Source organism: Prosthecobacter sp., from assembly GCF_044236155.1.
Classification (GTDB): Bacteria; Verrucomicrobiota; Verrucomicrobiia; order Verrucomicrobiales; family Verrucomicrobiaceae; genus Prosthecobacter.
This window is the reverse complement of the sequence record NZ_JBIIHA010000014.1, coordinates 1-22136: the sequence shown is the minus strand read 5'-3', so window position 1 is coordinate 22136 and position 22136 is coordinate 1. Positions and strand designations below refer to the sequence as shown.

Here is a 22136-nt window from a genome sequence, read left to right as displayed (position 1 = left end):
GCCGCCGGGACGGCCTCTCTTCACCAGGCTGGCCTTGAAGAACTGACGAAGGATGTCATGGAAGCCATCTTGGGCCGTTCAGCAGCCCAACCCGGCACCAATCCTGCTTTGCCAGTCGTAACCCCAGCCATGTCCGAAACTCCCCCGCAAAATCTCCGCCAGCACGGTTTCCAAATCCTCGAAGACGATCTCCGCTTTCTCATGGAAGCGTTCTCAGCCGTGCTGACGCAGCTCGGCGAGCCGGAACTGGCCGCCTGCCTGCCGTGGATCGGCACCGGAGAACCCAAAAAGGCCACCCGCTCGCTCGGACAGGCCTATTCGATCGCTTTCCAGTTGCTCAACATCGTCGAAGAACGCGCCTCTTCACAAGTCCGTCGCCTGCGGGAAAAAAAACTCGGCCCCGAGGCGGAGAAAGGGCTCTGGCCTGACAACCTGAAGCAACTGCGGTCGCTGGGGCTCAACTCAAAGGACATCCTTGCCGCGCTGCGTGAGGTCTGCGTCGAGCCTGTGCTCACCGCGCATCCCACCGAGGCGAAGCGCGAGACAGTGCGTGAGCTGCATCGCGAGATTTACAGCCTCATGAACCGTCATGAGAACCCGGCCTACACGCCGCGCGAGCAGAAGCGTCTCCAGCATCAGCTTCAAACCCAGCTCGAAAACCTCTGGCGCACCGGCGAGATCCAGGTCACACGCCCCAGCATCGAAGCGGAGCTGCAAAACGCGCTGCACTACCTGCGCGAGGTGTTTCCCGAGGCGCTGGCACGCGCGCACACCCATCTGCGCGAGGCATGGGAGGCGAACGGGTTCGATCCTGCGGAAATCGACACGCTGCCCCCGCTCCTGCGCTTTGGCTCATGGATCGGCGGCGACCGTGACGGGCACCCCTTCGTCACCGCGGATGTCACACGCCGTGCCCTGCAATCCATGCGCCACAACGCGCTGCGCGTGCAGCGCCGTGCCCTCGAATCTCTCGCTCGGCACCTGCCGCTCAGCTCCCTGTTCCAAACCACGCCGCACCGCCTGACGCAGTTGATCAAAACGCTCGAGGCAAAGCTCCACAACGAGCCGCACATCGACACGGCTTACATCCTGGATCGCAACAAGGAGGAACCCTGGCGCGCCGCTGTTTACCTCATGCGCGCACGCGTGCTGCTCGCCATCGAGAAACCGGCCTCGCCGGCGGCTTACCTGAATCCATCGGAATTGCGCGCCGACATCGACGCGCTCGCGACGACTTTGGTCGAGGTGGGCGCCAGGGCTGTCGTCGAAGAGCTGATCGTGCCCTTCCGCCGCAATCTCAGCGCCTTTGGTTTCCACAGCGCCGCGCTCGATGTCCGCCAGAACTCCGCATTCCATGAGAAGGCCATCGATCAGCTCCTACGCGCCGCAGGATTGCTCGACGAAGGTTCTTTCATTGACTGGAGCGTCGAAAAGAAGCGCGAGTTGCTCGACCGCGAACTCGCCTCGCCGCGCCCCTTCCTCTCCCCCGGCATCTCCGCAGGGCCGGAAGCCGACACTGTGCTCGCCTGTCATCGTGTTCTGGCCGAGCATCGCAAACAATTCGGCAACGCCGGCCTAGGCTCGCTCATCGTTTCGATGACACGCCGCGTGGAAGACCTGCTCATCGTGTACATTCTCGCACGTGAGGCCGGATTGATGGAATGGACGCCGGAAGGGCTCGTCTGCCCGTTGCCTGTGGTGCCCTTGTTTGAAACAATGGGGGATCTTGAGGCAGGCCCCGGCATCGTGGAGGCCTTCCTGGCGCATCCTGTCACGCAGCGCAGCCTGAAGGCACAAAGCAAGGGCGGCACACCCGTCTTCCAGATGATGGTCGGCTACTCCGACTCGAACAAGGACTGCGGCATCGTCGCCAGCCAGTGCGCGCTGCATCGCGCGCAGCGTGAGCTTTCCGCCATGATCCACAAGCATGGCGCGCGCCCCATCTTCTTCCACGGCCGCGGCGGCACGGTTGGTCGTGGCGCGGGGCCCACGCATTGGTTCATGGAGGCGCTGCCGCATGGCTCCCTCAGCGGCGGCATGCGCATGACCGAGCAGGGCGAAACCATCGCGCAGAAATACGCGCACATCGGCTCTGCCGTTTACAACGCCGAGCTGCTCATCGCCTCCGCCACGGCGGCCACCGCGCGTCATCGCAGCACTGAATCTCGAGCGCATCCAGCGCTCGAGCCGCTCTTTGACAAGCTTGCCGCGGACAGCCGCGATGCCTATCGCGCCTTCCTGCACACACCGGATTTCATGAAGTTCTACCGCCAGGCCACGCCGATCGACGCGCTGGAGAACTCGCGCATCGGTTCGCGTCCCGCACGCCGCACCGGCCAGGCTTCGCTGGATGACCTGCGTGCCATCCCGTGGGTGTTTTCATGGACCCAGTCACGTTTTTACCTGCCCGGCTGGTTCGGGGCGGGCAGTGCTTTGACGAAACTCAAAAGTGACGATCCCAAGGCCTACGACACCCTCGCCGCGGCCGTTCCCGGCTCGCCCTTCCTCCGCTACGTGCTCACAAACATCGAAAGCTCGCTCGTCAGCGCCAACACCGACCTCATGCGCGCCTACGCCGACCTCGTGGAGGACAGCGCCGTGCGCGACCGGTTTCTCAACACCATCCTCAGCGAGTTCGAAGCCACCCGCAGCATCATCAACGAGCTGTTCCAAGGCACCTTCGAAGAACGCCGCCCCCGCCTCGCCTACACGCTGAACATCCGCGAAGAACCGCTCAAGGTCCTCCATCAGCAGCAGATCGCCCTGCTGCGCGACTGGCGCGCCCTCGTAAACTCCGGCAAAGCCGAGGCTGCCGAGGCGATGATCTCCGATCTTTTGATCTCCGTGAATGCCATCGCGTCTGGATTGAGGACAACGGGATAGAATGAAGAAACCAGAATGAGGAATGACGAATGCACGCCTTTTCGGGCTTCGTCATTGATTCGTCATTCGCTATTCTGGTTTCGTCATTGCCTTCCCCGATACTCCCCAGGTGCCACGCCCACCCAGCGGCGGAAGACGCGGGAGAAAATCGCCGCATTCGCGTAGCCCACACTTGCCGCCACGACCTCCAGCTTGTCGTTTTCACGTTCGAGGAGCCTCCGGGCCAACTCCATGCGCAGGCAGGTGAGGTGCTGCATCGGGCTGCGGCCCAGTTCCTTCATGCAGAGTCGACGCAGATGCTCCGGGCTGCAATGACTGCGGTGCGCCAGCTCCGCCAGCGTCCAATCGCGCCGCAAATCCTGCTCCACATCGGCCCACAGCTTCGCCACACGCGGTTCGCGGCTCCGCCATGGCTGCGCGATGCGGCGGATCGTGCCGTGGAGCAGTTCCAGCCAGTGATGCAGCATGCGCGGTTCCTTTTCGCCCTCCCACTCGCTCCGCAGGCCGTTCACGATGCGCCCGATCTCCTCCGCCTGCGCTCCCGGCATGACCGGTGACGCCGCGCCGACCACCGGCGTGACAAAACTCGGCTCATCATACCGCACCCAGGCGAAACACCACTTTTCACGCCCTTTTGCCTCAAACGCATTCAGCACCCGTGGTGGAGCGAGGCACACCATGCCCGGTTTGACGCGTTGCCAGCGTCCATCGAGCAAGATCGAGCCTTCACCACTCACACAGGCCATCACAAAGCTCCCCTCCGGCGTCATCCTCACCCGCCGATACGGCGGCAGCGCCTCATCCATGCCCAGGCGCGCGATGCGGTGCGTGCTCATCTCCGCGCAATCGCACGACTCGATCACCCAGCGGCGGGTTTTGGGCCCGTCGATGGTGGTTTCAGCCAGATCACCCGTGGTTTGCATCCCCGCATTAAAGACCGCTCCACCGTTCTGTCACGCACAGGTGCATTTCAGGCATGACACCGTGCATGCGTTCCTGCTAGCCTGCGTGCTTCATCTCGTATTCTCCCGACCATGCGCCTCGCACTCCTTTCTGTCCTTCTCGTCCCTTTTGTCCTTCACGCCGAGCCCGTCAGTCTCTTCGACGGCAAAACGCTCGATGGCTGGGACTTTGACCCCGCCATGTGGCGTGTCGAGGACGGTGTCATCACCGGCGGCTCCACGACGGAGAAGATCAAAAAGAACGACTTCATCAGCACGAAGAAGAGTTACCAAAACTTCGAGCTGAAGCTCAAAATCAAAGTCAGCGGCGATCCGAAGACGGGTCTCATCAATAGCGGCATCCAGATCCGCAGCGTGCGTGGGGGCAGCGCCATGAGTGGTTATCAGGTGGACTGCGGCGCGGGCTGGTTCGGCAAAATCTACGACGAGCACCGCCGCAACAAGGTCATCTGGGCACCCACGCCCGAGCAGCAGGCCGCGCTCGACAAGGCCATCGATGTCTTCGGCTGGAACGAATACCGCATCCGCGCCGAAGGGCCGCGCATCCAGACCTGGATCAACGGCGTCCACTGCATGGACTACACCGAGACCGACCCGAACATCGCCCTCGACGGCCACATCGCCCCGCAGGTGCACAGCGGCGGTGTTTGCCTCGTGCAGGTCAAAGAGGTCACCATCGAAGAACTGCCCGCCACGCCGGGTGCGCCCACTTGGCAGAGCATCGGCGGCATCGAAGGCATGAAGGCCAAACTGCCGCCGAAACCGCAGGCGGATGCCGCGAAGCCAAAGCGCGACATCAGCTACAACGATGTCCAAGGCACCTCCAAAACCGCCGAAGAGCAGCAAAAGCTCTTCCACCTCCCCGAAGGCTACGAAATCGAGCTCGTCGTGCAGGAGAGCGAAGGCCTCGGCAAATTCGTCAGCGTTTATTTCGATCAACGCGGCCGCCTGTGGACGCAGACCGCGCTGGAGTATCCTGTCGATTCAAATGAAAACCCCGCTGCCGCTGAGGCCGTGTATGCGGGCAAGGGCAAGGACAAGGTGCTCGTCTATCCGCGGGAGTCTTTGAACGCGAAGATTCCCGCGGGTGGACTCACAAACGGAACCGTCTTCGCCGACGGCCTCGCCATTCCGCTCGGCATCCTGCCTTGGGGCGCGGGCGATACCTGCTACGTCCAGCATGGCCACGATTTAAAGCTCTACAAAGACACCAACGGCGACGGCAAGGCGGACACCTTTGATGTCGTGCTCACCGGCTTCGGCGTGCAGGACTCGCATTTGTTTCCGCATCAGTTCACGCGGGCACCCGGCGGCTGGATCTGGATGGCGCAGGGCCTCTTCAACAACAGCAAAGTCCACAAGCCCGGCAGCGATGTCGTCGTCGATTGGCCCAAGTGCAGCATGGCCCGCATGCGGCCCGATGGCAGCGAGTTCGAGGTCATCAGCACCGGCCCGAACAACATCTGGGGCCTCGTCATCACCGGCGAAGGCGAGACCTTCATCCAGGAAGCCAACGACTACGGCTACCCCGTCATGCCCTTCCACGAATACGCCTACTACCCCGGCGGCATGGAGGCGCTCAAAAAGAGCTATCAGCCCGATTTCCCGCCGCAGGCCGACTTCCGCATGGGCGGCACCGGCTTGAGCGGCTTGGCGCTCATCGAGTCAGGATCGCTTTCGCCATCTGCCGTGGCTCAGAGTTCTGTAGTCCCGGCTTCAGCCGGCTCAGGGAATTCAGAACCGGCTAAAGCCGGGACTACAACACCCAAGCCCGCCCATGTGATGGCCGTCGCCAATCCCATCACCTCGAAGATTCAAACCATCGCCATGCACCGCGATGGTGCGTATTGGAAGCTCGCCCAGCTCCCCGACCTCATCACCTGCGACGATCCCTTCTTCCGCCCCGTCGCCCTCACCAACGGCCCCGACGGCTGCATCTACATCGTCGATTGGTACAACAAGATCATTTCCCACAACGAGGTGCCAAGAGCGCATCCGGATCGCGATAAGACGCGGGGACGTATTTGGCGCGTGAAGCCGAAGGGCGCGAAGACCGAGGTGGCTGATTTCACCAAGCTGAGCACCGAGGAGCTTGTCGCGGCTCTTGGCAAAGAGCCTGTGGGAAAGACGCATCTCGCATGGCAGGAGCTTCTTGACCGCAAGCAGCTCCCCGCGACCCATTTCGCCGCTCAAGAGTATTTCGCCAGCAGTCAATTCGGTCAGATCAGTCAGATCGGTCGGAATCTGTCCGATCAAAACATCGCCGCACTCCTCTCCTTCGCCAAACCCAGCCTCCCCAACGGCCCCACCATCCAATCCTCCCGCGGCAACAAGCAAATCCCCGTGCGTGAGGCCTACGACCGCGAGTTCGAGCGCTTCCTCGTCCGCATGTTCCTAGAGCGTCATCCGGATGTCGTCGCGAAGTTCCTTGACTCCGAAGCCTCCGCGAAACTGCCCGTGGAGGCCCGCGTGCTCGCCTCGCTCGCGTTGGAGCCGAAGGCCAGCGCCTCCCGCGTCGCGAAACTGCTCCCGCAGCTCGACCGCGCTCCGAATGACGAGGAACTCCTCCGCCTCGCCCAGTTCCCCGCCGAAGCCGGTGTCGGCGAGGCTCTCCAAGCACTCCTCACGAACGAAAAATCCCGCGCCGCCGTCGCCGAGAAGCTGTTGGCCCAGCGCACGAAGCTGGATGCGAAGCAGATCGCGCCGTTGCTGACGGAAACGGCGAAGCAGATGCTGTTGGCAAGTGATGCGGGCACTCCTGCCCGCAATGAAAGCGCCGGAACTGCGGGCAAGAGTGCCCGCATCACCTTGGCGCTTCAGCTTATCAGCGGCTTCCAGCTCGCTTCGCTCGAAGGTGATTTGGTGTCGCTCGTCAAGGAAGCCAAAGACAAAACCAACATCCTCACCACCCTCCGCGACCTCCGCAGCGGTGAAGCTGATCTCTTCGCCTCCCTCGCGAAATCCGATCCCGATCCTCTCACACGCGATGCCGCGCTCGAAGCCCTCGCCGCCTCACGCTCGCCGGATGCCGCAGCGAAGCTCCTCGCGCTCTACCCTTCACTTCAGCCCGCGCAGCGCCGCAGCGCCTTGAACGCCCTCTCCAGCAGCAAAGCCGGAGCCAAGACCATCGTCACCGCCTTGCTCGACAAAACGCTCCCACAGGCCGACCTCGACGGTCCCACCGTCGAACGACTCGCCACCGTGCTCGGCGACGATCCTGCCATCACCCAACTCCAGCAGCAACTCGGCGGCATCTTCCGCGAGGTCTTGCTGCTCGACGGCCAGGACACCGCGAGGGTCGATTCGAAGATCACTCTCGACGGTCCCTTCACCGTCGAGGCCTGGGTGCGTCTCGCGCCCGGCATCGGCAATGAGGACAGCCTGCTCGGTGTGAAGGGCGGTGTGGACATGAACTTCTTCGGCGGCAAGTTCCGCGTCTATGCCGGCCCCGAACTGCGCGATGTCTGCGTGGCCAACAAACCCATGACGCCCGACCTTTGGACCCACCTCGCCGTCACCCGCGATGAAAAAGGCCACTTCCGCATCTACCAAAACGGCGAACTCGACGCCGAAGGCACCAAGCCCGCGCCCGCCAAATGGGAAAACTGCCAGATCGCCTGGAGCGGCCCCAAAAAAGGCACCGAGGGAGCCATGATGGAGTTTCGGGTGCTCAAACGCGCCAAAACCGCCGCCGAAGTGCGCAGCGGCTTTGATCGGACTGATCCGTCCCATCTGACCGATCTGAAGAAAATGGGCAAAGGCGCCCGCATCGCCAAAACCATCGACACCCCGCCGCTGCTCACGGAAGAAGCCGCGAAAGCCCTCGACACCAAATTTGCCAAATTCACCGCCCTGGCCCCCAAAGGCAATGCGGCGAACGGCAAAGCCCTCAGCGCCCTCTGCATGGCCTGCCATCAGATCGGCAACGCGGGCGGTCAAATCGGCCCCAACCTCTCCGGGGCCGGCGCGATGGGCTTGGAGGCCGTGTTGCGCAACATCCTCACGCCGAACGCCGCCATGGAGCCCGGCTACCGCATCTACCGCGTCGAAATGAAAAACGGCGACCTCATCGACGCCTTCTTCGTCAGCGAAGACAAAGACGCCGTCGTCATCCGCCAAGCCGGCCTCCCCGACCGCCGCGTCCCCAAAGCCGACATCCGCAGCACCAAATTCATCCGCCGCTCCCTCATGCCCGAAGGCCTGCTGGATGCGCTGCCGGACCAGAGCGTGGCCGATCTGCTCGCCTATCTGATGACGCTGAAGGGTTAGCAAGACACGCGAAAGCGTCCTGGAGTGCGCTGGTCCTCCAGCGCTTTCGATACACGTGAGGCGCACGAAAAGCTCCAGAGGGCTGGAGCATTGATTCGCTGCGCTCCCCCTACGGGCAGCCTACGGCTGTCTATCTCCGCTGCGCTTCGGTTCCAAAACGCTGCCGCGCCCATTGGATGCCTATTTGACTGCGATGCTATGAGCCGATAAGCCTCCACGAATCATGTCTTCCACCAACCCCGAAACCGCCTCCAAGCCCGCTGTGCCAGCCGACTTGGAGATCAAAGATGCTCAGCTCATCTTCAACCATGTGTGGAAGCAGCTCGAAGCCGATTACGGCCGGGTGAACCTGCGTTTCCCGAAGGAGCTGATCCTGCTCGGCGGTGCGCCAGGGGCTGGCAAAGGCACGAATACGGATTTCATCCGCCAAGTGCGCGGCATTGATGCGCAGCCCATCGTTGTCAGCGCCTTGCTCGACACACCGGAGGCTCGTGAGATCAAAGCCCGCGGCGGCATGGTGGGCGATCGCGAGGTCGTGGGCATCCTCATGCGCAAGCTGCTGGAGCCCGAGCAGCAAAACGGTGCCATCCTCGACGGATTCCCGCGCACGAAGGTGCAGGTGGAGTGCCTCAAGATGCTCTTCGACAAGATGGTGCGCCTGCGCCGCGACTTCCTCGACACACCGGACGCCGCGCACTTCAAGCAGCCCATCTTCCACATCATGGTGCTCTTTGTCGATGAGGCCGAAAGCATCGCGCGACAGCTCAAGCGCGGCCAGGAAGTGCTCGCCCACAATGCGGAAGTGCGCAGCTCTGGCCTCGGCGAGCTGTGGGAAGAGCGTGCCACCGACTTCGATCCCGCGCTGGCTCGGAATCGCTACAAGGTCTTCAAAGAGAAAACCTACGACGCGCTCGTCTCGCTGAAGGAGCTTTTCCACTACCACTTCATCAACGCGCAGGCACCGCTGGAGATCGTGCAGCAGAACATCGTGAAGGAGCTCGAGTATCAAAGCTCCCTCGAGCTCGATCCGCGCACGTTTGACCTCCTGCGCAAGCTGCCGCTCGCCAGCGAGATCATTCGCCATGCTCGGCAGGACCTCGTGCGCCGATTGGATGCCTACAAGGTCGAAAAGCCCGAGCTGATGGAAGCCGTCGTCGCCTTCATCGAGACGAAGATGATGCCCATCATCGTCCGCCACGCCATCTCCGGCCGTGCCGACATCAACACCGAGGACAAGCTCTTCCACGATCCCGAGGCCCTCGCCATCCTCATCGACATCTTCTCCGAACGCGGCTTCCACGCCAAGACCGACCTCCACGTCATCGAGATCCCCGACCGCTTCGACCTGCAAACCGGCAAGATCGAGTGCCGGAAGAAAAAAGTCTTCCGCATCGCCGTGCAGTTCAAAGGCTCGGAGATCCGACGTGGGTGATTCGTCATGCTTCCCTCCCGTCTCGATTTCCAACTGCAAGCGCGTGCCAGCGGCTCGCGGGCGCGTGCGGCGACGTTTCGGACGCTGCATGGTGTCATTCAAACGCCGCTGTTCATGCCGGTGGGCACGCAGGCGACGGTGAAGGCGCAGACGCCGGAGTCGCTGGCAGCGTCGGGATCGCAGATTTTGCTCGCGAACACCTACCACCTGCTACTGCGGCCGGGGTCGGAGGTGTTTGAGAAGATGGGCGGCATTCATCGCTTCATGAAATGGCCTGGCTCCGTGCTCACGGACTCGGGCGGCTACCAGATCTTCTCGCTGCCGCATTCGCGGTCGATGACGGAGAAGGGCGCGGTGTTCCAAAGCTATGTCGATAACCGCCGCATCCTGCTAAGCCCAGAGCTGAGCATCCATACGCAGCGCAGCATTGGCAGCGACATCATAATGGTGCTCGATCAGTGCATTCCGAGCACCGCCGATGAAAAGACGGCACGGAAGGCTCTGCAGGTCACGCAACGCTGGGCCGCACGCAGTCTCGCCGCACGCGAAGACTCGCCGCAATCGCTTTTCGCCATCGTTCAGGGCGCGTTGTATCCGCATCTACGAAAGGAAAGCGCCGCCGGGCTGGTGACGATGCCGTTTGATGGATTCGCCATCGGCGGACTGGCCGTGGGCGAGGAAAAACATCAGCGCGAAGACGTCTGCGAACTTACCGCCGCGCTGCTGCCGGAGGACCGGCCGCGTTATTTGATGGGCGTTGGCATGCCGATCGATCTGCTGGAGGCCGTGCATCGCGGGATGGACATGTTTGACTGCATCATCCCCACGCAGGTGGCAAAGCGCGGCACCGCCTTCACCTCACGTGGCATCGTCGAACTGCGTCGCAGTGTTTATAAATTCGCTGATGCACCGCTGGATGCCGCTTGCACCTGCCCGGTGTGCGCCACGCACTCACGCGCTTATCTGCATCATCTCACGAAGACGCAGGAGACACTCGGCTGGACGCTCATCGGCCAGCACAACATCCACTTCTACCACCAGCTCATGCGTGAGATCCGCACGAGCATCTTGGAGGATCGCTTCCTGCCGCTTTACCACGAGAAGCGGGCCATACTCGCCGAGGAGGATCTCGATCATCCGGTGAAGCCCCCGAAGCGCGGTCAAAGCGCCACGGTGAGTGAAATCGGCTGCTACGAGCTTCACGGTTCCTCGATTCGTCATCTCGAAACGGGTGCGGTGGTGCCCACCACGATCCGCGAGGACATTCCAGAGCTGGTGAAACTGCTGAAGGCCAAAGACGAGACGCCCATCATTGTCTTGGATGAGGGCCTGGGAGCTGGCGCGGCGGCTTTGTCGGCCATATTGGTCTATGAAGGCCTCGCTCAAAAGCAGGCCGTGAGGCCGATGCACATCGTAAGCGTGGCGGATGATCTGGATGCGCTGCGGCTGGCTTTGAATCACAAGAAGATCTTCTCCTGGCTGCGGCATGGTGCTGCGGACACGATCCTGCATCGCGGAGCTTGGAAATCGCGATTCTGCCCCGGTTTGAGCTGGAGCCTCGCGAAGGATGAAGAGCTTCCCAAGCCTGATCTGGTGCTGCGCACCTTCCAGGGAACTCACGAGCATGAAGCACCGGTGATCGACATGCTTGCGCCTTAGCGGTGACACCGCTAGTCATGCGGTCCTCATGTCCACCATCGTTGTCACCCAGAAAAACGGCGTCACCTGCATCGGCGCTGACACACTCAGTTGTCTTGGCTCGCTGCGGCAGAAAGCGCAACATGTCGTGAACAAGACGAAGATCACCAAGGTCGGCGACACCTTCATCGGCCTTACCGGCACGTCGGCGAGTCTGGTGGTAATGAACAGCTACTTTGCCAATCCCGAGCGCCCGCGTGATTTTTCCTCCTGCGAGATGATCTTCGAAACATTTCGCCACGCGCACCATTGGCTGAAGGCCGAGTACTTCATGGCCGCGATGCCGGACAAGGGTGAGGAATATGAGACGACGCAGTTCTACGGCCTGATGGCGAACCCGCACGGCATCTTCGCGATCTACTCGTATCGCTCCGCACAACAGTTTCACAAGTTCTGGGCCGCTGGCTCCGGTCGCGACTACGCGCTTGGCGCGATGCAGGCAGCGTATGACAAAGGCAAGACTGCGGAGGAAATCGCCCGCGCAGGCCTCGAAGCCGCCGCCGAGTTCGACAGCGCCACCAGCGCACCCTTCGAGATTCACAATGTGCCGTTGATCTCTGCCGAGAAACCGAAAACCAAGCGCAAGAAATAAGTTCCTTTGTCTTTCTTCTTCGACTCAATCATGAAGCGTTTTCTTCCTCTCATCGCCCTCACGTCTGTCTTTGCGGATGGTCCCAAGGACAACCAAGCCGACAACGTACGTCCGGTGCCACCTCCCGGCGTGGCTATTCCTGACGCGGACCGCACACGTTTGACGGAAGGCCTGGCGAAGCTTCGCGCCGCCATTGATGAAGCCGCCAAAGCGCAGACGAAGAACTCGATGCTGGCTGATCTGCTGCCTGATCTAGAAATCTATCACAAGGCCGTCGATTGGGCGCTGCGCTACAACGAGGTGCACAAACTCACGGAGCTGAAGAGCGCGGACGAATTGATCGCCGAAGGTCTGCAACGTGCCGAGGCCTTCAAAGGCGGCCAGACACCTTGGACAAAGCAGAAAGGCCTCGTGGTTCGCGGTTACCGTTCAAAGATCGACGGCTCCGTGCAGCCCTACGGCATGGTGATTCCTGAAAGCTATGTCGACGCGCCTTCACGGCTCGACATCTGGTGCCACGGACGCGGTGAAACGTTGAGCGAGCTGACTTTCGTGGATCAACGGCGCAAACAAGTCGGCCAGATTTCACCCAAGGGAGCGCTCGTGCTGCATCCATATGGCCGCTACTGCTGCGCGAACAAATTCGCGGGCGAAATCGACCTTATCGAAGCCATCGACCATGCGAACAAGTTCTACGCCATCGACGAGGACCGCGTCATCGTGCGCGGCTTCAGCATGGGCGGAGCGGCGGCGTGGCAGTTTGCGGTGAATTACGCGGACAAATGGTGTGCGGCGAATCCGGGCGCGGGCTTTTCCGAGACACCGGAATTCCTCGGCGGTTTCCAGAACGAGGATGTCAGCGGCGCGCCGTGGTATCAGAAGAAGCTCTGGCATTGGTACAATGCCACGGACAACGCGCTGAACCTCGAAAACTGCCCCACAGTGGCTTACAGCGGCGAACTCGACAAACAGAAGCAGGCTGCGGACGCGATGGAGCACGCCCTGCGTGGCGAGCATGTCGATCTGCTGCACATCATCGGGCCGCAGACCGCGCACAAGATTCATCCCGATTCGCTGGTCGAGATCGAAAAACGCCTCGCCAGCATCGCCGCCATCGGACGTGACCGCGCTCCGCGCGAGGTGCATCTCTCCACCTGGTTTCTGCGCTACAACCGGATGCACTGGATCGTGGCTGACTCGCTACAGGAGCATTGGGAGCGCGGGCGCATCCATGCGCGCATCACGGGCTCTTCCGAGGTCACGATCAAACTGCAAAACATCACCGCCTTCACCATCGACATGCCCAGCGGCCATTGCCCGCTATCCCTGCTCGTGAAACCGACGGTGATCATCGACGGCCAGACGCTTGAAGTCACCCGGCCAAAGGTTGACCGCTCCTGGCGCGTGCATTTCCAGCTCAAGAACAGCAAATGGTCGCAATCCCTCGGCATCGACCTGGAGCAAAGTCCGATGGAAGGCACGCCGGTGAAGTTTTTCAAGAAGCACGGCCTGCAAGGCCCGATCGACGACGCGTTCATGAACAAGTTTCTCTTTGTGAAACCCACGAAGGCAGGCTGGAGCGAGAAAGTGGATGCCTGGGCCAAAGCGGAACTCGAACGCGCACAGTTTGAATGGCGCAGGCAGTTTCGGGGCGACGCACCCACCAAAGATGACGCCGCGATCACCGACGCCGACATCGCAGCGAACAATCTCGTGCTGTGGGGTGATCCGCAGAGCAACGCGATCCTCGCCAAGATCGCCGACAAGCTGCCGATCCAGTGGTCGAAGGACAAACTCGTGGCCAATGGCAAAACCTACGACGCGGCGACGAATGCTCCCGTGCTGATCTACCCGAACCCGCTCAATCCGGCGAAGTATGTCGTGATCAACAGCAGCTTCACCTACCGCGAATACGATTATCTCAACAACGCCCGCCAGGTGGCGAAGCTGCCGGACTGGGCTGTGATCGATCTCAGCAAGCCTAAGACAAGCCAGGCACCGGGAGGTATCGCAGACGCGGGATTCTTCAACGAGACCTGGGAATGGAAGCCTGCTCCCGCGAATTGAACTCATGATGAAATCGCTCCTTTTCACCCTCTTGCTGATCACTCAGGCCGCCAGCGGCCAGCAGGCGAAAGTCGAAACCGCATTCACGAATAGCCTGGAGATGCCGTTTGTTCGCGTGGCAAGCATCGGCATGCTTGTGTGCAGGTTTGAGACGCGGGTGAGGGACTACCAACAGTTCGCCACCCAAACGGGAGCCGACTGGAAAAAGCCCGATTTTCCACAGACGCCGGATCATCCTGCGGTGAATGTCAGCATGCAGGACGCGCTGGCCTTCTGTGAATGGCTGGGAAAAAAGGAAGGGCGCAAATATCGCATCCCCACCGATGAGGAATGGAGCCTGATGGCCGGATTGAAGGAGAAGGCGGGCATTCCGCCCACCCAGCAGACACCGAGCGTGGGCATCTTCCACTGGGGAACACGTCCGCTGGCAAAGGATGTCGGCAATTTCTGCGACGAGGCCTTCGGACGAAAGTATCGCAACAGCTACGATGGCAAGTGGCTCGCCATCGACGACGGACATGCGGACACCGCGCCCGTGGGCAGCTATGCCGTGGATGCGAACGGCCTGTTCGACTTCGCAGGCAATGTGTGGGAGTGGGTCGATGGCTGGTACGACCCGCCGAAGAACAGCCTGCGCATCGTGCGTGGCGGCGCCTTCCGCTGCGGCGCCGAAAAGCGCCTGCTGGCGTCGTTTCGCGGGCCTGATCCCTACAATGCGCGACTCGACAGCGTGGGCTTCCGCATTTTGTGCGAGAAGCAGTGATTCACGCCATCATCGGCGGCTGCATCTCGAAGGGGGGGATGCGAGTGCAGACGCGGCGTCCGTCCGGCGTGGTGCCAAAGAAGGAACCGGTGGCGGTGCTTTCGGTCTTGATGACGTGGTAGGAGTTGTAGCTGAACGTTTCGCCCGGCGAGAGATTGGGGAACTGGCCGACAACGCCATCGCCCTCGACGACCATCGTGTCACCATCCGTGTCACGGACGATCCACTTCCGGCCGAAGATGCGCACCGTCTCCTCAGAGTCGTTATGAATCGAAAGATGATAAACGAAGGGATGCGGCCGGTCGGGTGGCGCCGGGCGCGTCGGATCGTAGGAAATGTTGTCCACCGTGACGGTCAGTCCGGGCAGAGTTTCGAAGTGCATGGCGCACATTATCCGCGAAACGAAAACTTGAAACCTGAAACCTGAAACCTGAAGCTCGCGTCACATGCCCCCCTCCCCACCCGTCGTTCTCAGCATCGCAGGCTCGGATTCCTCCGCCGGTGCCGGTGTGCAGGCGGATTTGAAGGCGATCTCGGCCCTTGGCGGCTACGGCCTGAATGCGCTGACCAGCGTCGTGTCTGAAACGCCCGGCATTGTGTCGCAGGTGCGGTTGCTGGACGCGGATTTCATCGCCGACCAGATGCGCGTCTTGTTCAGCGGCTTCCCCATCGCGGCGGCGAAGACGGGCATGGTCGGCGGAAAGGATCAGGTGCTGGCAGTCGTCAAAACGTGGCGGCCACTCGCCCACGGCCGCATTCCTCTGGTGGTCGATCCTGTCATGGTCGCCACGAGCGGCGGCAAGCTGCTCGAAGACGAAGCGGTGCGCACTCTGATCGATGAATTGTTGCCGCTCGCCACTTTGATCACGCCCAACATGGACGAGGCTCGAGTGCTGTGGGAACGCGAAGTCGCCTGCATCGAGGACATGGAGGCCTGCGCGCGCGATTTGAGCGCCCGCTTTGGCACTGCTGTGCTTGTCAAAGGCGGACACCTTCATGGCGAAGCCGCCGACGTGCTTTGTCAGGAGCAGGCAATCATCTGGCACACCGCGCCACGGACGGCGGGCGTTCACACGCACGGCACGGGCTGCACCTTCTCCGCGTCCATTGCCACCTGTCTCGCGCATGGCATGGCGCTGAACGAGGCGGTGGCTGAGGCGAAAAAGTTCGTCAGCCGCGCCATCGCGCAGCATTTCGCGTGGCAAAGTGCTGGCGCGGGCGTCGTTCATGCTCTCAATCATCTCCAGCAAACAGACGCATGAGACATACCGCCGCCCTTTTGATCTTCACCAGCTCCGTGTTCGCCGCCAGCGGCCCGGAGACGAAGGACATCAGCCAGGCGGGCATCCAGACCGCGTTCCGCATCCTGCAAAAGGAGTATATCCGAAGCAACGACCTCACCTTTGACGAGCTAAACCGCGCGGCGCTGGCCGGGCTGCTGCAGCGACTCGATTTCGGCGCTGAGCTGATCCCCCGGAAGCTGGAATCCGTGCCGAACACGCTCAAAGGCGTGCGCGCCGACCTGCTGAACGCGCAAACCGCCTATCTGCGCCCGCTGGCGATGACGAATCAGGAAATCGCCGAGATGGAGCAGCATCTGCGCAAATTCGCCGAAGCGAAGGCCGCGCATCTCATCCTCGATCTCCGTACGCCCTCGCCACCCGGAGATTTTGACGACGCGGCGTCGCTGCTGAGCCTGTTTGTGCCGAAGGGCGAGGTTCTCTTCAAAATGAAACAGATGGGCCAGAGCACGACGGAGGCCGAGATGAGCTCACGCGATCCCGTTTGGACGAAGCCGCTGCTCGTCCTCGTCGATGAAGAGACAAACAATCTCGGCGAAACCATCGCCGCCGTGCTGCGCCTGCGCAAACAAGCGCTCCTGATCGGTTCAGCCACACGCGGTGGAGCGGTGCGTTACGAGACAGTTCCGGTGGATGCCGAGTGGTCGCTGCGTTTCGCACGCGCCGAGGTGCTGCTGGCCGATGACACCTCTGTTTTTAAAAAAGGGCTGAAGCCTGACTTTGAAGTCACCCTCAGCGCCACGCGCAAGCATCAGGCATTTGAGGCTGCGCTTGAGCAAGATGTGAAGAGCACGATCACGGACAATCCGCGAGCCCGGTTCAATGAAGCGGCCCTCGTGGCGGAAAAAAATCCTGAACTCGACGCCTACATCCGACGTTCCGCCGGAGAAGCGCTGCCGGAGGACGCCTCAAAACCTATCGACACCGTGGTGCAGCGGGCCGTGGACCTCATCACGACGCGTACGCTGCTGGAAGCCGCAAAGATCGACTGGAAGCGCAACAACAAGCCATCCGACGACCTCCCGGTAAGAAAAGCCATTCCTGTGACCAAGTGATAGAGATCCCGGACAAAATTCAAACCAGCGCCACGATCCGCGAAGTGATCAGCCCGCGCACCTGCCATGCGATGCTGGCAAACGGGAAGATGATCTTTGCCTTCACCTCGAAGAAAATCGAGACACTGCCGCTGCACGAAGGCGGGCAAGTCATCGTGCAGATGGACGTGGCCGACTTTTCGCGTGGCGAGATGATTCGAAAGGCCTGAGCAGCGCTCAGACCTCCTCCGGCACCACAAACGGCTCGCGATACTTGTCCTTAAGCATCGCGTTCGCGGCATCGTGGTCGATGAAACGCTCGGTTTTGCCGTCCATCTTCAAACTCACGCCGAGGGTGAGTTTGTCCTTGCCGAGGTCGATCTCGTTTTTCGCCAGATGCTCCTTCATGCGCTCGAAGCTTTCGACGCCGAGTTTGTCGCTTTTGATTTTCTCGAGGATGGCATCAGGACCTTCTTTCGCACCCAGACGGTGGCTGATGTTGCCGGTGTGGCAGAGCGCGCTGGAGAGATGGCCTTCCAAAATGTCGGCATGCAGATCGTCCACACGGCGGCTGCGGCAGGCGTTGATGAAGTTTTTGAAGTGGTCTTCGCTGCCCTCGAATTTTTTCATTTCCTTGCCATCCTTGTCGAAAACGACCGCGCCCGAATAACTCGGCACGACCACGGTGCCGCCTTCGCACTCGACGATCACGCCGACACCTGCGCCCGTCACGCCTTCCTTGCCGTCCTTGCCCGGATTCGGCTTGAACTTAACGCCCTGGCTCGTCTGCATGAGCTTGTCCATGTTCTTGCCTTCCTTGCTCTCCGTCAGGCCGCGCACTTCAAAGATGAGCGGAGCCTTCTCGTAGCCGTGGTAGATGATCTGCGTGTTCGCCGTCTCGCCGTCGTCCTCATAACCGAGTCGGCCGCCGACGCTCCACACGCTGGGGGAGAGTTCCATCTCGCCGAGAAACCAGCGGGCGATGTCCATCTGGTGAATGCCCTGGTTGCCGAGGTCGCCGTTGCCGTAGTCCCAGGTCCAGTGCCAGTCATAGTGCAGCTTTTTGCGTGTGAGCGGCTTTTTCGGGCCTGGACCACACCAGAGATCGAAATCAATCGTGTCCGGCACCGGTTGCTCACCCTCCGCTTTGCCGATGCTTCCACGACGCTTGTAGCAGAGACCGCGTGAAACCAGGATTTTGCCAAGATTGCCTTCCTGCACAAATTTCACCGCCTCGGCGATGCCTTTGCGGCTGGAACGCGACTGCGTGCCGGTCTGCACGATCTTCGAATACTTGCGCGCCGCTTTGACGATCTGCCGCCCCTCCCACACGCAATGCGAGACGGGCTTCTCGACATACACATCCTTGCCCGCTTGGATCGCCCAGATGGAGGCCAGCGCATGCCAGTGATTCGGCGTGGCGATGCTCACGGCGTCGATGTCCTTGTTCTCCAGCAGCTTCCGCAGATCGGTGTAGCCGGTGACCTTTTGTTTTTCCTTGCCGAAGGCATCGACCTCCCTGCCCAAAACTTTGCTGTCCACATCACACAGTGCCGCGATGCGCACTCCTTCGTTCTTGAGGCCCTTGTAGCCGCTGATATGCCCCTTGCCCCGCCCGCCAAAGCCAATGACGGCCACATTTATCGTGTCACCCGGACTCTTCTGCGCCCAGGAAGTTTTGGCGATGTAGAAAACACCGGCGGAAGCGGCGGCGGACTGTTTGAGGAAAGAGCGGCGGTTGTTCATGGTGCTGAACAAACGCAGGCGGCCATGGAGACTTTCCTTTTTGACAAACGAGAAGCCCTTTCCTCCATTCAACAACCATGCTTCGCCACGCCATCCTGCTTTTCTCATTCCTCATTCTGATTTCGTCATTGTCGGCGAAGCCGAACGTTCTCTTTATCCTCTGCGACGATCTCCGCCCGGATGCTCTCGGCTGCTACGGGTCGAAGCACGTCAAAACGCCAAACATCGACCGCCTGGCCAAAGAAGGCGTGCGATTCGCGAACACCTTCTGCACCACGTCGCTCTGCTCACCGAGCCGCGCATCGATTCTGAGCGGCCTGTACGCGCACACGCACGGTGTGACGAACAACTTCACCGAGTATCCGGCCTCGATGCCGAGCTTCCCTTCCGTTCTTCACGACAACGGCTACGCCACCGCCTACTTCGGCAAATACCACATGGGCGAGGACAACGACGAGCCGCGCCCCGGCTTCGACGTGTTCGTGACGCACAAGGGCCAGGGTAAATACTTCGACACCGAGTGGAATCTCAACGGCAGGAAGCGTGAGGTCATCAAAGGCTATTACACCACCGTCGTCACCGATCTGGCGATGGACTGGCTCAAACAGCAGAGCGCCGGCAAACCGTGGTGTGCCTTCATCGGCCACAAGGCCCCGCACAGCTTCTACACGCCGGAGCCCAAATACGAGCATGCCTTCGATGACGTGCGCGTCCCCTACCCTTCCACCGCGTTTCACCTCGACGACAAGCCCGCGTGGATCAAACAGCGTCTGCACACCTGGCACGGCATCTACGGCCCGCTGTTTGAGTGGCGGAAAAAATTCCCCGATGACCGTCCCGAAGCCGTGAAGGACTTTGAGAACATGGTCCATGGCTACTGGGGCACCGTCTTGAGCGTGGATGACAGCGTGGCGCGCATGCGCGCCTGGCTGGAGGAGACAAAGCAGCTCGACAACACCATCATCGTCTTCATGGGCGACAACGGCCTGCTCGAAGGCGAGCACGGCATGGTGGACAAACGCACCGCGCACGAACCCAGCCTGCGCATTCCGCTCATCGTGCGCTCACCGCAGCTCACCCAAGAACCCAGGACCATCGAACAGCAGGTGCTCACCGTGGACATGGCTTCCAGCCTGCTTGAACTCTGCGGCGCGCCGGCTCTGCCGAAAACGCACGGCAAGTCCTGGGTCAAGCTCGTGCAAAAAGGCGATCCTGAGTGGCGCACGAGCTGGTTCTACCACTACAACTACGAGAAGCAGTTCCCCTACACGCCAAATGTCCGCTCCATCCGCACCGACGAATGGAAATACATCCACTATCCGCACGGCGACGGCAGCCCCGACAAGCACATGGCAGAGCTTTACAACCTCAAAGACGATCCCGGCGAGACAAAAAACCTCATCAGCGATCCAAAGTTCGCGCCGAAGATTCCTGAATTGAAAGCCGAACTTGCCAGGCTCATGCTAGCCACCGGCCTTGACGACAAGACCGACAGAATGCCCCTGGACGAAGGCGTAAAGAGCGAGCTGCCAGACGCAAAGATTCGATGAAGTAGCGATTAAAAGGACCTTCCTGATTCTTTCACAGGCGACAAGCCCCCATAAAGTTCATCGAAGCAGGAAGGACAGAAGGTGTGGCTCATCTCCAGGCCCAGATTCCGGCGCAGTATGGTCTCCCACCCCGCCCAGCCACCGTCCGCCATCTTGATGTCCTGGCATGCGCTGCAAACGTGCAGCAGGTTTGCAGCGCTGGATGTCCAGCCTGCTCGATGCCACCAGGCATGCATGACGCCCTCAAGTCTGCCCACAGCCTGCGATGTGACCAGGCTGCCTGCTTCAAACAAAACCACCAGGATCCTGCCATTGATAGTGAGCCCGGCCAGCTGCAACACCACACACTGATAAGTCGTAAGACCCAAAACAACGTTTTGCAGTAAAGGGAAGCCTGCCTGCAAATCCAATTGAGGCATCAGAACAAGTCCAAGCTGAGCAGACATCCGATAGCCGACGTCAAAACATGCCCCATCACCACTGGTGCTGAAAATGCCTGCCCTACGAGCTCCCGCGAAGTTACAGGAGACTTCGAGCATCTTTGCAGCCTCTGTGCATTTCCCGTTAACAGTGGAGTCGGGAGCCATGTATGATTTGATGGCGATATCAGTCATTAAGGAAGGGTTCATGGTGGGGGACAGCGCGAATGAGTTTTTAGCGCCACAGGAGCAAGCGCACGATTGCCCTCGGCGCGGGCTCCTGCAGCTGGGGGAGGACGCTTTCGTGGGAGGCAGAGGCCTCCAGAAAAACGGGTCCTTTTAAACGGGCGTCGCTCAGGGAAGCGGGGAGCTAGTCCAATAAACCTGACGAGAACAAGAAATCGGATTGCCGGCATAATCGAGTGCTGTCACCAGCGGCCCATAAATCTGGATGACTTTGCCACGCAGGTAGGCATCGTTGAACTCAGGCATACGTTCGCTGGTGAGGAAAAGGCCGTTGATGCCGCCCATCCCATCGGAACCATCATCATCTGGGCGGCCAGTTTCGGCATCCCAGGTGATGATTCCCGTTTCCGCAGCAATCAGCGCGCTGTCCGCACGCGTGGCCTCGGGGGCTTGAGCGGCCCAAAGACTGGCGGCAGCCTGCGCCTGTTGAGCGTTCGCATACACGGCAAAGCGCAGCCGCTGCTTGTTTGGGAGGTTGCCGATGATTTCTCCATTCTCGAGGTCAGCGGTGCCGATGCCTTCATGCCAAACGTAACCAGCGACAATCACATCCAAGTTGTGCCGTTCGCCGTTGGTGCGATAGATTGCCTTTGGAGCGAGACCTGGCGTTTGTGATGCCTGTTGGGAGGCACCAAAAACCACATGAATGTCCCTGGTACGAAGCTGTGTTGTGTTCTCAGCATTTGGTGACAAGGCAGCCACCGTGCTCACTGCTGAACCGGAGGCAGTGGGGACCAACGGATCCGCACCGCGTGACTGGCGGATGTGCGGCGTGCCGTCGGCGTTAACTGCTGCGTCATCCGCACCTTGTCCTTGTAGATCATCCAAAGAAGCAGTTGGGGTACTGTCTCCAAAACCTAGGGCGCTGGTCACGAAGTTGATGACGGTGTCCACAATGCCGCGGTCCTCGGCACCAATAACTGCCACTTCATCCGCACGCTGCCCTTGGCTTACATTCATTGATGCAGCGACTGCATCGTCAGCGCCACGGCCTTGGCGGATGTCGGGCGTCGCGGTCACGGCATCGTCAGTGCCACGGCCCTGGCGGATGTCGGGCGTCGCGGTCACTGCATCGTCAGCGCCACGGCCCTGGCGGATGTCGGGCGTCGCGGTCACTGCATCGTCAGCGCCACGGCCCTGGCGGATGTCGGGCGTCGCGGTGCCGGCGTGGGGC

At 60.9% G+C, this 22136-nt stretch carries 16 protein-coding genes; 11 read left to right on the top strand and 5 right to left on the bottom strand.

The features are described from left to right. Nucleotides 1-129: 129 nt before the first annotated feature. The gene (locus ACILSE_RS13295; RefSeq protein ID WP_395717889.1) at nt 130-2883 is read left to right on the top strand and encodes a phosphoenolpyruvate carboxylase; all 2754 of its coding nucleotides are present in this window, start codon (nt 130-132) and stop codon (nt 2881-2883) included. 83 nt (nt 2884-2966) lie between these two features. Here ACILSE_RS13295 and ACILSE_RS13290 read toward each other — a convergent pair whose 3' ends face one another. Beyond that, a complete protein-coding gene (locus ACILSE_RS13290; protein ID WP_395717888.1) occupies nt 2967-3806 on the bottom strand; it encodes an AraC family transcriptional regulator in 840 nt (279 codons plus the stop codon). A 111-nt stretch (nt 3807-3917) separates the two neighbouring features. On the opposite strand from ACILSE_RS13290, the gene ACILSE_RS13285 reads away from it, so the two are divergent. From ACILSE_RS13285 to ACILSE_RS13260, 6 genes are all read left to right on the top strand, one after another. Next, complete coding sequence (locus ACILSE_RS13285) at nt 3918-8114, top strand: PVC-type heme-binding CxxCH protein (RefSeq protein ID WP_395717887.1); 4197 nt, start codon at nt 3918-3920, stop codon at nt 8112-8114. 223 nt (nt 8115-8337) lie between these two features. After that, nucleotides 8338-9546: a nucleoside monophosphate kinase gene (locus ACILSE_RS13280; RefSeq protein WP_395717886.1), complete on the top strand. Its 1209-nt coding sequence runs from the start codon at nt 8338-8340 to the stop codon at nt 9544-9546. Nucleotides 9547-9552: 6 nt separating this feature from the next. Then, nucleotides 9553-11205: a tRNA guanosine(34) transglycosylase Tgt gene (gene tgt / locus ACILSE_RS13275; protein ID WP_395717885.1), complete on the top strand. Its 1653-nt coding sequence runs from the start codon at nt 9553-9555 to the stop codon at nt 11203-11205. Between the two features lie 28 nt (nt 11206-11233). Next, nucleotides 11234-11836 carry an MFS transporter gene (locus ACILSE_RS13270; protein WP_395717884.1) on the top strand — a complete coding sequence of 201 codons (603 nt, stop codon included), beginning with the start codon at nt 11234-11236 and terminating at the stop codon, nt 11834-11836. A gap of 30 nt (nt 11837-11866) precedes the next feature. Further along, nucleotides 11867-13903, top strand: a complete 2037-nt coding sequence (locus tag ACILSE_RS13265; protein ID WP_395717883.1) for a prolyl oligopeptidase family serine peptidase — start codon at nt 11867-11869, stop codon at nt 13901-13903. A 7-nt stretch (nt 13904-13910) separates the two neighbouring features. After that, nucleotides 13911-14666, top strand: a complete 756-nt coding sequence (locus tag ACILSE_RS13260; RefSeq protein WP_395717882.1) for a formylglycine-generating enzyme family protein — start codon at nt 13911-13913, stop codon at nt 14664-14666. A 1-nt stretch (nt 14667) separates the two neighbouring features. Here the strand turns inward: ACILSE_RS13260 and ACILSE_RS13255 are convergent, their stop codons facing one another. Continuing rightward, a complete protein-coding gene (locus ACILSE_RS13255; RefSeq protein ID WP_395717881.1) occupies nt 14668-15048 on the bottom strand; it encodes a Co(2+)/Mg(2+) efflux protein ApaG in 381 nt (126 codons plus the stop codon). 64 nt (nt 15049-15112) lie between these two features. Between ACILSE_RS13255 and thiD the strand changes: the two genes are divergently transcribed. Genes thiD through ACILSE_RS13240 form a run of 3 tightly spaced genes read left to right on the top strand, consistent with a single transcriptional unit; the run spans nt 15113 to nt 17231 of the window. Next, nucleotides 15113-15928 carry a bifunctional hydroxymethylpyrimidine kinase/phosphomethylpyrimidine kinase gene (gene thiD / locus ACILSE_RS13250; protein ID WP_395717880.1) on the top strand — a complete coding sequence of 272 codons (816 nt, stop codon included), beginning with the start codon at nt 15113-15115 and terminating at the stop codon, nt 15926-15928. Beyond that, nucleotides 15925-17022: a S41 family peptidase gene (locus ACILSE_RS13245; RefSeq protein WP_395717879.1), complete on the top strand. Its 1098-nt coding sequence runs from the start codon at nt 15925-15927 to the stop codon at nt 17020-17022. Before thiD ends, ACILSE_RS13245 begins: the two co-directional genes overlap by 4 nt. After that, nucleotides 17019-17231, top strand: coding sequence for a hypothetical protein (locus tag ACILSE_RS13240; RefSeq protein WP_395717878.1), 213 nt, complete (start codon nt 17019-17021; stop codon nt 17229-17231). Before ACILSE_RS13245 ends, ACILSE_RS13240 begins: the two co-directional genes overlap by 4 nt. Before the next feature lie 7 nt (nt 17232-17238). Here ACILSE_RS13240 and ACILSE_RS13235 read toward each other — a convergent pair whose 3' ends face one another. Then, on the bottom strand, nt 17239-18747 hold the full coding sequence (locus tag ACILSE_RS13235; RefSeq protein ID WP_395717877.1) for a Gfo/Idh/MocA family protein: 1509 nt from the start codon (nt 18745-18747) through the stop codon (nt 17239-17241). Between the two features lie 77 nt (nt 18748-18824). Here ACILSE_RS13235 and ACILSE_RS13230 point away from each other — a divergent pair, with 77 nt between their 5' ends. Beyond that, on the top strand, nt 18825-20297 hold the full coding sequence (locus ACILSE_RS13230; protein WP_395717876.1) for a sulfatase: 1473 nt from the start codon (nt 18825-18827) through the stop codon (nt 20295-20297). Between the two features lie 8 nt (nt 20298-20305). On the opposite strand, the gene ACILSE_RS13225 is transcribed toward ACILSE_RS13230, so the two are convergent. Together ACILSE_RS13225 and ACILSE_RS13220 are read right to left on the bottom strand one after the other, a co-directional pair. Next, nucleotides 20306-20926 carry a hypothetical protein gene (locus tag ACILSE_RS13225; RefSeq protein ID WP_395717875.1) on the bottom strand — a complete coding sequence of 207 codons (621 nt, stop codon included), beginning with the start codon at nt 20924-20926 and terminating at the stop codon, nt 20306-20308. A 144-nt stretch (nt 20927-21070) separates the two neighbouring features. Beyond that, nucleotides 21071-22136 (bottom strand): hypothetical protein (locus ACILSE_RS13220; RefSeq protein WP_395717874.1); only part of this gene is annotated, 1066 nt, incomplete at its 5' end.

What these genes read in the sequence shown, in the direction of transcription:
- ACILSE_RS13295 (WP_395717889.1), top strand. Translation starts at nt 130, where the DNA reads ATGTCCGAAACTCCCCCGCAAAATCTCCGCCAGCACGGTTTCCAAATC.
- ACILSE_RS13290 (WP_395717888.1), bottom strand. Translation starts at nt 3,806, where the DNA reads ATGCAAACCACGGGTGATCTGGCTGAAACCACCATCGACGGGCCCAAA.
- ACILSE_RS13285 (WP_395717887.1), top strand. Translation starts at nt 3,918, where the DNA reads ATGCGCCTCGCACTCCTTTCTGTCCTTCTCGTCCCTTTTGTCCTTCAC.
- ACILSE_RS13280 (WP_395717886.1), top strand. Translation starts at nt 8,338, where the DNA reads ATGTCTTCCACCAACCCCGAAACCGCCTCCAAGCCCGCTGTGCCAGCC.
- tgt (WP_395717885.1), top strand. Translation starts at nt 9,553, where the DNA reads ATGCTTCCCTCCCGTCTCGATTTCCAACTGCAAGCGCGTGCCAGCGGC.
- ACILSE_RS13270 (WP_395717884.1), top strand. Translation starts at nt 11,234, where the DNA reads ATGTCCACCATCGTTGTCACCCAGAAAAACGGCGTCACCTGCATCGGC.
- ACILSE_RS13265 (WP_395717883.1), top strand. Translation starts at nt 11,867, where the DNA reads ATGAAGCGTTTTCTTCCTCTCATCGCCCTCACGTCTGTCTTTGCGGAT.
- ACILSE_RS13260 (WP_395717882.1), top strand. Translation starts at nt 13,911, where the DNA reads ATGAAATCGCTCCTTTTCACCCTCTTGCTGATCACTCAGGCCGCCAGC.
- ACILSE_RS13255 (WP_395717881.1), bottom strand. Translation starts at nt 15,048, where the DNA reads ATGCACTTCGAAACTCTGCCCGGACTGACCGTCACGGTGGACAACATT.
- thiD (WP_395717880.1), top strand. Translation starts at nt 15,113, where the DNA reads ATGCCCCCCTCCCCACCCGTCGTTCTCAGCATCGCAGGCTCGGATTCC.
- ACILSE_RS13245 (WP_395717879.1), top strand. Translation starts at nt 15,925, where the DNA reads ATGAGACATACCGCCGCCCTTTTGATCTTCACCAGCTCCGTGTTCGCC.
- ACILSE_RS13235 (WP_395717877.1), bottom strand. Translation starts at nt 18,747, where the DNA reads ATGAACAACCGCCGCTCTTTCCTCAAACAGTCCGCCGCCGCTTCCGCC.
- ACILSE_RS13230 (WP_395717876.1), top strand. Translation starts at nt 18,825, where the DNA reads ATGCTTCGCCACGCCATCCTGCTTTTCTCATTCCTCATTCTGATTTCG.
- ACILSE_RS13225 (WP_395717875.1), bottom strand. Translation starts at nt 20,926, where the DNA reads ATGAACCCTTCCTTAATGACTGATATCGCCATCAAATCATACATGGCT.